Origin of the sequence: Pseudoalteromonas simplex (genome assembly GCF_015278155.1) — a bacterium.
GTDB lineage: Bacteria > Pseudomonadota > Gammaproteobacteria > Enterobacterales > Alteromonadaceae > Pseudoalteromonas > Pseudoalteromonas simplex.
Genome location: NZ_JADILN010000005.1, coordinates 48,696 through 62,809 on the forward strand (window position 1 = coordinate 48,696; position 14,114 = coordinate 62,809).

The 14,114-nt window shown below is 40.9% G+C and carries 14 protein-coding genes; 6 read left to right on the forward strand and 8 right to left on the reverse strand.

Annotated features, from left to right (window positions below; all coding sequences use genetic code 11):
- Positions 1-4 precede the first annotated feature (4 nt).
- The gene (rpmF, locus tag IRQ78_RS11675; protein WP_036967969.1) at positions 5-175 is read right to left on the reverse strand and encodes a 50S ribosomal protein L32; all 171 of its coding nucleotides are present in this window, start codon (positions 173-175) and stop codon (positions 5-7) included.
- Positions 176-185: 10 nt separating this feature from the next.
- A complete protein-coding gene (gene yceD, locus IRQ78_RS11680; RefSeq protein ID WP_054554711.1) occupies positions 186-710 on the reverse strand; it encodes a 23S rRNA accumulation protein YceD in 525 nt (174 codons plus the stop codon).
- Positions 711-851: 141 nt separating this feature from the next.
- Here yceD and IRQ78_RS11685 point away from each other — a divergent pair, with 141 nt between their 5' ends.
- Positions 852-1,448 (forward strand): Maf family protein, encoded by a 597-nt coding sequence (locus IRQ78_RS11685; RefSeq protein WP_194442289.1) that lies wholly within the window; start codon positions 852-854, stop codon positions 1,446-1,448.
- Here the strand turns inward: IRQ78_RS11685 and IRQ78_RS11690 are convergent.
- Positions 1,396-2,088: an HAD family hydrolase gene (locus IRQ78_RS11690; RefSeq protein ID WP_194442290.1), complete on the reverse strand. Its 693-nt coding sequence runs from the start codon at positions 2,086-2,088 to the stop codon at positions 1,396-1,398. The two genes, IRQ78_RS11685 and IRQ78_RS11690, sit on opposite strands and share 53 nt — an antisense overlap.
- Positions 2,075-3,043, reverse strand: coding sequence for a 23S rRNA pseudouridine(955/2504/2580) synthase RluC (rluC, locus tag IRQ78_RS11695; RefSeq protein WP_054561362.1), 969 nt, complete (start codon positions 3,041-3,043; stop codon positions 2,075-2,077). Before rluC ends, IRQ78_RS11690 begins: the two co-directional genes overlap by 14 nt.
- 619 nt (positions 3,044-3,662) lie before the next feature.
- Between rluC and rne the strand changes: the two genes are divergently transcribed.
- Positions 3,663-6,866, forward strand: coding sequence for a ribonuclease E (gene rne / locus IRQ78_RS11700; protein WP_194442292.1), 3,204 nt, complete (start codon positions 3,663-3,665; stop codon positions 6,864-6,866).
- A 58-nt stretch (positions 6,867-6,924) separates the two neighbouring features.
- Here the strand turns inward: rne and IRQ78_RS11705 are convergent, their stop codons facing one another.
- The 4 genes from IRQ78_RS11705 to yejK all read right to left on the reverse strand — a co-directional run bounded on the left by IRQ78_RS11705 (position 6,925) and on the right by yejK (position 9,965).
- Entirely contained in the window at positions 6,925-7,791 is an 867-nt protein-coding gene (locus tag IRQ78_RS11705; RefSeq protein ID WP_194442294.1) for a PhzF family phenazine biosynthesis protein, read from the reverse strand.
- On the reverse strand, positions 7,791-8,303 hold the full coding sequence (locus IRQ78_RS11710) for a GNAT family N-acetyltransferase (RefSeq protein ID WP_194442296.1): 513 nt from the start codon (positions 8,301-8,303) through the stop codon (positions 7,791-7,793). The genes IRQ78_RS11705 and IRQ78_RS11710 overlap by 1 nt, the downstream gene beginning before the upstream one ends.
- A complete protein-coding gene (locus tag IRQ78_RS11715; RefSeq protein ID WP_194442298.1) occupies positions 8,304-8,753 on the reverse strand; it encodes a DUF3291 domain-containing protein in 450 nt (149 codons plus the stop codon).
- 195 nt (positions 8,754-8,948) lie between these two features.
- Positions 8,949-9,965, reverse strand: a complete 1,017-nt coding sequence (gene yejK, locus IRQ78_RS11720) for a nucleoid-associated protein YejK (RefSeq protein WP_054554703.1) — start codon at positions 9,963-9,965, stop codon at positions 8,949-8,951.
- Positions 9,966-10,028: 63 nt separating this feature from the next.
- On the opposite strand from yejK, the gene IRQ78_RS11725 reads away from it, so the two are divergent.
- The 4 genes from IRQ78_RS11725 to aceK all read left to right on the forward strand — a co-directional run bounded on the left by IRQ78_RS11725 (position 10,029) and on the right by aceK (position 14,111).
- Positions 10,029-10,241, forward strand: coding sequence for a YejL family protein (locus IRQ78_RS11725; RefSeq protein ID WP_036967930.1), 213 nt, complete (start codon positions 10,029-10,031; stop codon positions 10,239-10,241).
- 5 nt (positions 10,242-10,246) lie between these two features.
- Complete coding sequence (locus tag IRQ78_RS11730) at positions 10,247-11,740, forward strand: DUF3413 domain-containing protein (protein WP_194442299.1); 1,494 nt, start codon at positions 10,247-10,249, stop codon at positions 11,738-11,740.
- Positions 11,741-11,815: 75 nt separating this feature from the next.
- The gene (locus tag IRQ78_RS11735; RefSeq protein ID WP_194442301.1) at positions 11,816-12,295 is read left to right on the forward strand and encodes a DUF4124 domain-containing protein; all 480 of its coding nucleotides are present in this window, start codon (positions 11,816-11,818) and stop codon (positions 12,293-12,295) included.
- A gap of 91 nt (positions 12,296-12,386) precedes the next feature.
- Complete coding sequence (gene aceK / locus IRQ78_RS11740) at positions 12,387-14,111, forward strand: bifunctional isocitrate dehydrogenase kinase/phosphatase (protein WP_054554699.1); 1,725 nt, start codon at positions 12,387-12,389, stop codon at positions 14,109-14,111.
- Positions 14,112-14,114 lie beyond the last annotated feature (3 nt).

Here is a 14,114-nt window from a genome sequence, read left to right on the forward strand (position 1 = left end):
TCTCTTAGTTAGAAATTACTTTAACGCCTTTGTAGTAACCGTCAGCAGTTACGTGGTGACGACGGTGAGTCTCACCAGAAACTTGATCTACAGTTAAAGTTGGACCACTGATCGCATCGTGTGAACGGCGCATGCCGCGTCTTGCACGAGACTTTTTGCTTTTTTGTACAGCCATTAGTCTTCTCCTAAGAATCTTTCTTAAGTTGTTTCAAAATATCAAATGGATTTGGTTTGTCATCTTTTGCTGCTAATTTACCAAAGCTAGTAGGCTCTGATGAATAACTGCATGAAGCTTCGTTGTGAGTAGGCACTATTGGAATAGCTAAAATCAGTTCGTCTTCGATTAACTCAAATACGTTGATTTCACCGTTTTCGTCCAGCTCTACTTCATCGTAACCTTCAGGTAGATGATCTGACTCTGCATCCAAACCAATTGGCGAATACACAAAGTCTTGTTCCAAATCCAACCCTAATTCTCCATTACAGCGTTGGCAAGTTACAGTTACATGTGTTGATAAGTTACCACTTATTACCACTAAACCTTGCTCGTCAATTTTGCAATGAATCTTTACCGCTATTTCACCTGCTTCCTCCTGCACAACTTGCTCTAAACGAGAAAGTTTTTCAAGCGGGACAATACCGTCATACGTTAAACGATGTTGAGCTGCTTTGCTGGGATGAAGAGTGATGGGAATTTTCACCTTTTGCATAGGGGCTGCATCATATAGATAGTTAGTAAGTTAGTCAAAGTAAAAAACCAATTTTGGTAGGTTTTTAACGATCTTCTGCTTTGTTTTCGGATTCATTGTGGCTTATCCTTGGCAAAATACAATTTTCATCCAGAATTTATTATGAAACCAACACTTATATTAGCGTCAAGCTCACCATTTAGACAGCAATTATTAACTAAGTTTAACTTACCTTTTCAAAGTTTTTCTCCAGATATTGATGAGTCCCCTATCGCAGCTGAAACACCAGAGCAATTAGTTGCTCGTTTAAGCGAGCAAAAAGCCCGAGTTGCCAAACAACATTATAGTGAAGGTTTGGTGATCGGCTCTGATCAAGTTGCGGTATTCAACGATACAATTTTAGGTAAACCTCATACTAAAGAGAATGCCATTAAGCAGCTATCATCATTTAGTGGCCATACAGTTACCTTTTTAACGGGTTTAAGTGTTTTTGATATACAAAGCGATAAAGCAATTACCACAGTAGTGCCATTTGATGTGACATTTAAAACACTCACACATGAGCAGATCAATGCTTATTGCGATGCAGAGCAGCCATACAACTGTGCAGGTAGCTTTAAAAGTGAAGGATTAGGCATCTGTTTATTTGAAAAGCTCAGTGGCGATGACCCTAATACATTGATAGGCCTGCCACTGATCACATTAACTAAAGTGCTGGCTGAGTTTGATGTTGACGTGTTAACGCTGCAAGGGGCGTAGTTAAAACCTGCAAAAGTTGTTGGTATGAATCAACAACACATAACGGCGTATGTTGTTGCAACTGCGCCGGGCTATGGGCACCAAAACTCACTCCAATACAAGCAATGCCTGCGGCATTAGCCATTGCCATATCGAGTTGGCTATCGCCAATCATCACAGCATCGCTTTTTGCGATGCCCTGCTCACGTAAAATTTGCTCAAGCATATCTGGAGATGGCTTCGACTCAGCATCGTCAGAGCATTTTATATTCACAAAGTACTTACCAAGGCCTGACTCATTAAGAAGCCTATCAATGCCTTCACGTCCTTTACCGGTAGCAACAGCCAATTGCATACCTGCATCGCTTAACTGCTTTAAAACGGATTCTACATCTTTAAATAAAGGTGTAGGTGTAACATCTAACTCACGGTACTGTGCTTTGTAACCTGCAACGAGTTCGTCGCTTAAATGTAAATGCGCCGGAAAAAGCACTTCAGTGGCTTTTGCCAGCGATAAACCAATAACGTCTTTCGCTTGTTGCTCTGTTGGAACAGGAATACCTAAGTCTCGCGCAGTATTTCGCAAGCAGGTGACAATTTTTGGCACAGAGTCCATCACTGTGCCATCCCAATCAAAAATAACCAGCTTAAACTTGTTCATTATCTGCACGTAGCTTTTTGATACAATTTTGAAGTGCATTATCGAGTGGCGCTTCAACATGCATGGTTGTTTCATTTTTAGGGTGCATAAAACGTAAATCGTGGGCATGTAAAAACAAACGATTTAAACCAGTCAGTTTATTCACGTATTGATCGAACTCTGCAACGCCATATTTATCATCACAAGCAATTGGATGACCTTTACATTGCGTATGCACACGAATTTGGTGAGTACGCCCCGTTACCGGCGACGCTTGTACTAATGAGCACTCAGCATATCGCTCAAGCACACGAAAACGCGTGTGCGATGGTTTACCTTCAGTATTATCAACACGCACCACACGCTCACCAGACTTTAAGGTGTTTTTACGAAGTCCTTCGGTAACGTTTTTCGTTTTAGAATCCCATTGACCATCAACTAATGCCCAATAGTTTTTCTCCATGGTTTTTTCACGTAACTGTTTATGTAAATCAGTTAACACTGAACGACGTTTAGAAATAAGCAAGCAACCTGATGTGTCACGGTCTAGTCTGTGTACAAGCTCTAAACTACGCTCTTCAGGACGAAGTACGCGAAGTGCTTCGATTAAGCCATAACTTAGGCCACTACCACCATGCACAGCCATACCCGAAGGCTTGTTGATCACCATTAAATACTTGTCTTCAAACAAAATGGCGTCTTCAAGTTGTTTTACTTTATCGAGTTTCTTTGGCACAAACTCTTCTTTTTCGGCCACTTTAATAGGTGGAATACGAACCACATCATTAAGTTGTAGTTTGTAGACAGGTTTTATGCGCTTTTTATTTACTCGCACTTCGCCTTTACGAAGGATTTTATAAACTGCACTTTTAGGCACACCTTTTAGGTGAGTAATAAGAAAGTTATCAATACGTTGACCTAGATGGTCTTCACCTATGGTAACAAACGAAACTTGTAAGCCGGTTTTTTCTGACATTGCCTAATCACTGATTTAAGTAAATAATTTAGTTGCTAACGCGACTGTAATAGTGGGATAATCACCATCGCGAACATAAAGTTTGCAAGTAACAACGGTGCTTTTATCACATTAATACATTCGTGAAGCATATTCTGGGTTGCCGATCATACAGATCCGCGCTAAGTTTTCCAAAGCTTTTATAATTACCCAGCCAACACGAGCGTTCAATTATCGGCGATGCGCGTAATATATTGCCTGAATAATTTGAGCACGAATGTTGATTAATGAACATAAAAAGCAATTGAACAAGATAAATTGACTGATAGTGACGACGTAGCAACGTCATTCAGAAGCAGCTGTTGTAGCAAGACATTGAATAAAAATTTGAACATGGTCGACTTCGGGACAAAACTCGTAAATTAAAACCGCAGAATTGGCGGCAGTTTTGACACCTATAAGAATTTAATAACGTGACAACATGTTATTGTCAGCCACACATAGTGATGCTCAATGTAAGCAAACAACTTCAGGTTTTGACTTTACCCAGTCGTGAGACTGCACAAAAACAACCGTCAGAAACCACTGAACAGACGAGTTTATATCGTCATGTCAGCGACAGAATTAGTAGAGTAACAATATGAAACGTATGCTAATCAATGCGACGCAGCAAGAAGAAATGCGCGTTGCACTGGTTGATGGCCAGCGCCTGTATGATTTAGACATAGAGAGCCCAGGTCACGAACAAAAAAAAGCAAATATTTACAAGGGTAAAATTACCCGTATCGAACCGTCACTAGAAGCTGCCTTTGTTGATTATGGCGCTGAAAGACACGGTTTCCTTCCTCTTAAAGAAATAGCTCGCACCTACTTCCCACAAGGCTATACATTCCAAGGTCGTCCAAATATCCGTGACGTGATCAAAGAAGGCCAAGAAGTCATTGTGCAAGTTGATAAAGAAGAGCGTGGCCAAAAAGGCGCTGCGTTAACAACTTTTATCAGCGTTGCAGGTAGCTATTTAGTACTTATGCCTAACAACCCTCGTGCCGGTGGTATTTCTCGCCGTATCGAAGGTGATGAGCGTACTGAACTTAAAGAAGCACTAAGCCGTTTAGAACTACCTAAAGGCATGGGCTTAATTGTTCGTACAGCAGGTGTTGGTAAATCATTTGAAGAACTAGAGTACGACTTAAAAGCACTATTAGTGCATTGGCAAGCGATTCAGCAAGCTGCTGATAGCGGCCCTGCTCCGTTCTTAATTCACCAAGAAAGTAACGTAATTTTCCGCGCAATCCGTGACTATTTACGTCGTGATATTGGTGAAATTTTAATTGATAAAGCACGTGTATTTGAAGAAGCGAAAGCGCATATTGAGCGATTCCGTCCAGATTTCATGAGCCGCGTTAAGCTTTATCAGGGCGATGTACCACTATTCACTCACTACCAAATTGAAAGCCAAATTGAATCTGCTTTTCAACGTGAAGTTCGCTTACCATCAGGTGGTTCAATTGTAATTGACCCAACTGAAGCACTTACGTCTATCGATATCAACTCATCTAAAGCCACTAAAGGCGGTGATATCGAAGAAACAGCACTTAATACTAACTTAGAAGCAGCAGACGAGATTGCCCGTCAATTACGTTTACGTGACTTAGGTGGTCTTATTGTTATCGACTTCATCGATATGACTCCACCACGCCACCAACGCGAAGTAGAGAATCGTTTAAAAGACGCTGCTCGCCCTGACCGTGCCCGTGTTCAGATTGGTAAGATCTCACGCTTTGGTCTGCTTGAAATGTCGCGTCAGCGCTTACGCCCTTCATTAGGTGAAGCAAGCCAAGGCCCATGTCCTCGTTGTAATGGTCAAGGTACGATTCGTTCTAACGAATCAATTGCATTGTCTATCCTTCGTTTAATCGAAGAAGAAGCAATTAAAGACAATACATCACAAGTAAATGCACAAGTGCCTGTGGCTGTTGCCGCTTACCTATTAAACGAAAAACGTCGTAGTGTTCAACGCATCGAAAAGCGCCATAACGTTGATGTTGTGATCATTCCTAATCAACACATGGAAACGCCACATTACGAAGTAGTTCGCTTACGTAAAGACGAAACAATCGAAACAGTAAGCTACGAGCAAGTTGTTGCTCCTGAGCCAGAAGCATTTGAAATGGCTAAAGCGCCTTCAGCACCAGTTCGTGAAGAGCCGGTTCTTAAAGGTGTTGTTATGCCTACTACACCTGCACCTCAAGCTGCACCAAAAGCTGAGCAAACGACTCCTGCGGCTAAAAAGTCAGAAGGTGGATTATTTGCTGCAATTGGTAAGTTCTTCAAGTCGTTATTCAGCAATGCCGAAGAAGAAACTGAAAAAGAGCAAGAAGAGAAAAAAGCAGCACAAAGACGTAGCAATAATCGTCGCAACAACGACAACCGTCGTCGTAGCAACAACCAACGCCGTCGCAACTCTCGTAATAAACGCCCTGACGATGCACAAGCTAAAGAAGAAAACACAAATACTTCAAATAAGCCTGAGCAAAAAGAAGGTAACGAGAATCGCAACAAACGTCGTCGTAATTCTAACAACAGAAAACGTAATGAAAAACGTAATGATGATGTAGAACAAACGAATAAAGACACTGCACCAGAGGCGAAATCTGAGCAACCAAAGGAAACTAAACCTAAGGTTCGTCGTCAACGTCGCAACTTACGCAAAAAAGTTCGCGTAACAGATGAAAGCGCAGATGAAGCAAAAGCAGTACAAACTACTGAAACAACTGAGCAAGCACCTAAAGCTGAAAAACCAGCTAAGCCTGCAAAAGAAAAAGTAGCAGTTGAAACTGAACAAGCAGAACAGCCTGTTGCTGAAAAGCAAGTACCTGCAGAACCAGTAAAAGCTGAGGCTGAACCTAAACAAGCAGAGCAAACTGAATCGGTAGTTGAAACATCAACTGATGAAGAACAAGCTCAACCTCGTACACGATCTCGTCGTTCACCTCGCCACTTACGTGCTGCTGGTCAACGTCGCCGTCGCCCTGAGCATGATGAAAAGTCGAGTGATGACAAAGCTGATGCGCCAGCATTTATTCCTGTAGCAGATCAAGCTGCTGCTGAATATGAAGCTGAGCTAAAGGCAAAACAGGCTCAGGCTGAAACTGAAGAACCTGTAAAAGCTGAAGAGCCTGTTAAAACTGAAGAACCAGTTAAAACTGAAGAACCAGTTAAAACTGAAGAACCAGTTAAAGCTGAAGAACCAGTGAAAACTGAAGAACCAGTTAAAGCTGAAGAACCAGTTAAAGCTGAAGAACCAGTGAAAACTGAAGAACCAGTGAAAGCTGAAGAACCAGTTAAAGCTGAAGTGCCAGTGAAAGCTGAAGAACCATTGAAAGCTGAAGAGCCAGTTAAAACTGAAGAACCAGTTAAAGCTGAAGAGCCAGTTAAAGCTGAAGAGCCAGTTAAAGCTGAAGAACCAGTGCAAGCTGAAGAGTCAGTTAAAACTGAAGAACCAGTGAAAGCTGAAGAACCAGTGAAAGCTGAGGAACCAGTGAAAGCTGAAGAGCCAGTTAAAACTGAAGAACCAGTGAAAGCTAAAGAGCCAGCACAAGCTGAAGAGTCAGTGAAAGCTGTAGAACCTGCTAAAAATGAAAAAACTATTTTAGTAAAAGGTTCAGCAAGCGCTGCAATGGCAAAACCTACGCCAGTTGCAGATAGTGAGCCAGAGCCAACACCAGCGGCTATGGCGCATGACAAGCGTACAGCTATTCCAGATAGCGGCCTTCGTGCAGGTTCAATTAAACCTGCTGGCAGAGCCCGTGCTGATATGGCAAAAACCTTAGCGGCTGATTAATTTAGTCACTTAATAAAAAAGCCGCGTTTATAACGCGGCTTTTTTGTGTGTATTTTTCTTATAAAGCAATATCTTGTGTACCTAGGTGATTGGCATAGCCACCTACAAGAACCTTATAAACACTCTGCTCATCCGAATAAACACTGGCAGAAATATGTGAACTGCACCCCATTGCTCGGCCTTGTTCAAACTTGAAATGGTTTTCTTGCTGTACTAATACGTGTTTTGATAAGTAGCATGCAAGCGCGCCACTGGCGCTACCGGTTGCTGACTCTTCGGGTATACCAACCAAAGGCGCAAAGTTACGACAACTTGCGGTCAGCTCACTTTGCTCTTCACATAATTCAAAGGCATGCACACCAATCACATTATGCTGTTGGCAGAACTCGCTAAGCGCCACTTCGTCGATAGTGATTTTATCTAAGTAGCCATTCGGCACAGCAACAATAATATCTGGCAATCCTGTAGTTATTACATCGATTGGCAAGCCTGTTTCTGCCAGTATTGTTTCATCAAGCCCTAATAAGCCTGCAAGGTCGTCATAAGCAAAGTTGCCAAGGTACTTTGGCAAGGCTTGCTCCATGGTAATTTGACCGTCTTCGGCAATTGTTACACCTAACAAGCCCGCTTTTGTTCGTTGAGTGTAATAGCCAGGTTTTAATAACCCTTGTTCGAAGAGCGTAGCAAACACCGCTAGGGTTGCGTGGCCACAAAAATCAACTTCTTCAGTTGTCGTAAAAAATGACACAGTAAAGTCAACTTCATGATCTTGCGCCACAAATGCAGTTTCTGAAAAACCGATTTCTTTTGCAATCGTCAGTTTTTCTGCGTTTGTGAGTTTATCTGCATTCAACACGACACCTGCTGGGTTGCCGCCTGTATTATTTGCACTAAAAGAGTTAACTAAAAATGCGGTTATTGTCATTATTGTGTGCCTTGGTTTAAATTAAATTCAAAAAACAACATGCCATTTTCATTAGATGCTTGCTCTTCAAAAGCCAACTTTTTTAAAAGCTTAATTGATAGTGTATTAGACTCATCAACACCTGCGATGAGCTTATGCCAGTGTGACTGAGTGCTAGCCAGATTGATAAAACCCTGCAATAACTCAAATGCAAGACCCCGCCCCCAATATTGCTCAGCTAACAAATAACCTATATGTGCATCATGCTTTTCGGTATAGATAAATAAAAGGCCAACAACTTCTTGCTGTTGAGATTGCAGCATTAGTAAACGGCACTCGTTCAGCATGTTAGCCAGCCACTTTTCAGCAGCAGCTATAGAATCTATCCCCTGAAAATAACCAGGTAAGTTTGCAACTACAGCAGGGGTTAATATCGCAGGTAAAGCGTTAACTAAAGCAGTTTGCTCTGACTTTGCAGCATTAGAGTCTATTTCAATGACGTTTAGTCTCGGTGTATTAAATGAAAGAGCCATTTAACCCCCTAGATCTTCAGCCGTAAAATTACTTTTAAATGTAAAAGCATGGGGAGTGTCGCCGTTTTCACGAAGATTTTGCAACCTTTCTAATGCCTCTTGAGGGGTTGGAATATGGTTATCTTCAATCCACCATAAAACATAGCTATCTTCTGCTAAGCGGTGAAACCATTCACCTTTTCTGCGCATGAAATCTCTGTGGTGAGTGCGAAACATAAAATTTTTGAGATCTTCAACCCTTTCCCACACAGACATATTGATTATCATATTTGGATCATCAAACAATTTAATATTGGTGGCATCGCCTGATTCGTCTTTTAATCGCCATACAAAACCAACACTGTTTTCAGCCACCCCATTTATTAAATCAAGATTATCTACAAAATCTTTTATTTCTGGGGCATCCAATGGGTATTTAGCAAGAGCAATATTTAGTTGGGCAAGTTTCATTAATGACTCTCCTTAGCCATCGGGGAAGTCTGTACCTTGAGTGTATTAAAACTAAGCGATATAGCAATAGCAACGTCATTGATATTAGTTAAATTCACCTTGCACAATTGCTTATAAATAAAAAAGCCCAGCAAGTGCTGGGCTATAAAAATAATATCTATCGGCTTATCGCTTAAAGCTTAAGCTTGAGCCAAATTAACTTTCGTCTTGCTCCATAAAGCGCTGAAGTTGGTCTTTAAGATTAGGTGGAATACCTTTGATCACCAGTGTATCGGTTGCTTCGTTATACATGACGCGCTCGCCTAAGTGTTTACGTTCAAAGCTCACGCTAACACCGCCGCCCATGCCAGAGAACTTCACCATGCTGGTAACCGTTTTCTTATCAACAGGGAACGACTCTTCTAAGTCATAACTTTGCTCTTGGCAGAAGCTTTCAAATGGACTGTCGTCATTTTTCGATAATGTAGCAGAAAGCTCTTTAACGTTGGCATCTTCACCTGTGGTTACGCAATCATTACAGTAATCAAAAACTTGCTTACGTAGCTCGTCTTTTTCTGACTTGTCGTATTGTTGCTCAGATAAGTAATCTTCTACAGCACTAAGCATAACTTGGCTTTGCTGTTTAGGATCAATGCCCTCTTCGCAGCCTAAAAAGTCTAAAAAGAAGTCAGCCACTTTACGACCTGCACGACCTTTAATAAACGACACATAGCGATTATCTTCTGGTTGTGTATCCCACGCAGTTAAATCGACACGTGCAGCTAGTTGCATACGCGAAATATCTAAGTGACGAGATGATGCTAAATCAAGCTCAGAAGTAATTGAGTAATGCTCTTTGATATTGATCATCGCAATTAACAAGAAGTCACTTGCAACATATTGATAATGGCAAAAAACTAAATAACCCGTTTCGTTAAAAGCATACTTATTTAGCTCTTCCTTTAGCACATTCGTTGCTTGCTCTGTCATGTGCCAAAAGCCAAGTTCGTCGTTACGGTAACTTTGCATAGCCGAAGCTACAATGCTGTTTTTCTCGCCGCTGAATGCACAGTAGCCTTTACCTGGCTTACCATTATATGCATGGTGTAGCTGCTCTATAAAAACGGCTACTTTATCGTTAACAACCATCTCATCATTGCGTAAATGAATATCTGTATCGTCATCTTTTTTGTCTACATAATGAACGACTAATTTTTTAACATCTATTGTCATCTTTGTTTTTCACGCCTCTGGTGTTAAAATACGGGAATATAACTCTTTTTATCGAACCAACTGATGCCTATCATATCAAAATATTCTAATGAGCAAGTAGAACAAATCGTTGATCAGCTGATTGATGTACTAACAGAGCACAAAGCGCCTGTTGATTTAAGCCTTATGTGTTTAGGAAATTCTATCACGCATATTTTAAAAGAGCATGTACCATCAGAGAAAAGACAAGCTGTTGCCGACAACTTTGCAAAAGCATTAGCACAGTCGGTTAAATAAGATTTATGAATTTATCGCAACAAAGTCAGTTTTCTTCAAAAGTAAGTCAGCTTTTAAGTTGGGGCCATTGGTTCACCTTTGCAAACATAGGGTTAGTGCTATTTATTAGCTTAAGCTACTTAGTTGCAGACAGTGCACCGACTACCTTCATGGGTTATGTATATATGCTCGTGACCTGGTTAAGCCACACCAGCTTTATTACTTTTATTGCCTTTGTTTTAACGATATTTCCATTAAGTTTAGTGTTTCCATACCCTCGGCATATCCGAGGGATGGCAGCCATTATTGCAACCCTCGGCGCGTCATTCTTAACGCTTGATGCCTATGTTTATTTTAACTTGGGTTATCACTTAAACACGTCTGCGCTACCTGAAATCGTTTCTTTGTTGTGGCACCGCTTAACAAGCTCACCGGCATTAACAACGATTCTTGCGGGCGGCATTGTGCTGCTAATTTTAGCGTTCCAATTATTAGTCAGTAACTACACCTGGCACCATTTGGCGCGTTTAAAGCAATATAAGTTCCCGCGCTATGCAACCAGCACAATTTTAGTGTGTTTTGCACTTAGCCACAGTATTCATATTTGGGCAGATGCCAATTTAAAATTTGATATCACTAAACAAGATAATGTATTGCCGTTGTCTTACCCTACTACAGCAAAAAGCTTATTAGCTAAAAACGATTTGCTAGATCTAGAAAGCTACAAAGAAGCACACGATGTGAGGCTTGACCCACATAATATCGATTACTTAGCACCTACTCCACTTGCCGAGTGTAAAGCTGAGTCGAGTGCGACTATCGATATTTTAGTATTTGAAAATAATGCTGACCTTGAGCAATTTGTTGCCACTGAGCCAGCATTACGTAAAACAGACTTGTTCTTACAACCTGTAGAAACCGAAGATACATTATTTAGTTTAGTGTATGGCCTGCCAGCATTTTACAAAGCCCCTATTCTAGACAAACAGCAACTGCCTGCGTGGCTTGCTGATAATCGCTCAATTCAAATTAATGGTTTTGAGCAATTCGAATTTATTAATAACGACGACCAAAACCCAGCGGTTCGCCTTGTACGTGCAGACGCTAAAACACAAGCTCGCGAATCAGCCAATGCCGTATTTGCCTTTAGTCTTGCACAGCAGAGCAATGGTATTGTTACAGCCTCTCGCTTATACAGCTCAGATAAAAAAGTTGTACAAACCGAAGGCCTTATTCAGCCAAGCGATATTATCGCCACCAGCGTAGGCCATTATTTAGGTTGCAAAACCCTAGCTAAACAAAGCATGTTAGGCAGTAACTTATACAAGCGCCATGACGACACGGGTGTTAATTACTCGCAAAATGTATTTATCGCATTCAAGAAAGACAGAATTACCCTGATTGATTCAGACGGTAATTTTAAAAACATTTCAGCAGCACAAGGCTTTGCCATTGAACAAGGGCTCGATATTCCATTCTTAGTGCAAAGCATTAAAAAGCTGAAGCGATATACGCCCTAGCGCTTATTGATAAATCATTATTTCGAGCTAGCTTTAGATATTAGATACCTTAATTGATTAGGAGACACGGACGTCATGAAAGCCATAATCATTTATCTAATATCACTTACACTACTTTGTTTTACCAACACATCACTTGCTGCCACCACAGAATACTATAAATGTGTCACAGACAGAGGCACGGTATTCAGTGAGTTCCCCTGTGGTAGCCGTGCAACCAAGCATAAAATTCAAGTAACCGATCCAGACTTAAAAGCACCGCAAAACTTTGTTAAAGAGCTCAACGAGCTTGAGCGCCAGCAAATTATCAGAAACCTCGAAGCTGAAATTCGCAGCTATAAACACCGGTTAGATATTTTAAGCCGTGATCGAGACCGAGCTCAGTACCAGCAAGAGCAGCGCTTAAACCGAATTTTGTCTGACAAAGAAGCAAAGCAAATTAGTAAAGACATCAACAAACAGCTAAAAGCAATTAACAAACAATACGGGCGCGACGTAAAAAGTGTTAATAAAAAACTCGCAAATCTAGAGAAAAAACTCGCTCGCTATAATTAAATACACTTTACTATTGGGTTTGAAGAATAAATAACATATTCTTAACACCAATAGAGTTATTGCTCTATGTTGGTATTAGTAAGGAGTTTATATGCAGCCACAACACATTGCAGAGTTAATTTTATCTGGGTTTCGCAATCACTATAAACTCTTTCAAGCAATTACAGCCAAAGCACCACTTGCGTTTGCACATCGTGATTGGCAAAAAATAAATGAGATTAGCAAACTCAGAATTAGCCATTACGATGATCGGGTTAACGAAACCATTGCTAAGCTCAAGTCGCTCAACGAACAGCAAATTATTACCTTAGATCAAACCTGCTGGCTCGAAACCAAACAGCTTTATCAGCAATTTTTGCGCTTTCACCCTCAGGCAGAACTTGCCGAAACCTTTTACAACTCTGTTTTTTGTCGTTTATTTCATCGTCGTTATTTTAATAATGACTTTATCTTTGTAAAAGCAACGCTTGCAGATGCCCCCGCACTACCAATGGAAGTTGAATACCGCAGTTACCACCCTGTTGTTGATGGCTTAAGACCCACAATACGCAAAATTATTAATCAGTTTGATTTTAAAGCGCCCTTTGTTGATTTAGAACGCGATATTCGCTTGCTGGTAAAAGCCTTTTATAAACAAGCGCCCGACACACATCATCAAGCATGGCAAATGCGCTTTGATATATTACAAGCCCCGTTTTACCGAAACAAAGCGGCTTATATTGTTGGCCGCGTTGTATCAGAAAGTGGCGTACAGCCATTTATTATTGCGGTGTTACACCATGAAGACAAAGGGTTATACCTCGATGCCCTACTCACCAAATCATCGCAAATGCGGGTTATCTTTGGTTTTGCGCGCGCTTATTTCATGGTTGAAACCCATGCGCCATCAGCGTTAGTGCGCTTTTTAAATCAACTTATGCCAAACAAAACCTTGGCAGAGCTATACAATGCAATAGGTTTTCATAAACAAGGTAAGACCGAGTTTTACCGAGAGTTTTTAAGTCATTTAGATCATTCAAACGATCAGCTTGTAATTGCCCCTGGTACACCCGGGATGGTAATGATGGTATTTACCCTGCCGTCGTTTGGTTATGTATTTAAAGTCATTAAAGACACCTTTGGAGAAAGCAAACCCTTTGGCCGCGATACCGTATTAAAACGCTATCAATTAGTAAAAAGCCATGACCGTGTTGGCCGCATGGCCGATACCATAGAGTATTCGAACGTCGTATTTCCACTGGCTCGATTTGATAGTAAATTACTTGCAGAGTTACATAAAACGATTGGCTCTTCGATGATTATTGAAGGCGAATGGTTAATCATCAAGCATTTGTATATAGAAAGACGCATGACACCGTTAAATCTGTATCTTGAAAATGCCAGTGAACAACAAGCGTTTGAAGCAATAGAAGAGTATGGCCAAGCTTTAAAAGAAATGATCGCCGTAAATATTTTCCCAGGCGACATGCTGTTGAAAAACTTTGGGGTAAGTAAACATAATCGCATTATTTTTTACGACTATGATGAAGTTCAGTACCTAACAGACATGAACTTTCGCGCCTTACCAAAAGCAAAGTCGTACGATGATTACTTAACCAATGAGCAAAGTTACTCTGTGGCACCGCAAGATGTGTTTCCAGAGCAATTATGTACCTTTGTGACAGCAAATCCGGTGTATAAGCAATATTTATTGAGTACACACCCAGAGCTTGAAGATCCAGCCTATTGGCGACAAGCACAATACAATTATAAGCAAGGTGTAGTTAGCCACATTTATCCATACCCTGCTGCACAACGATTTATCCATTATTGGTAAACA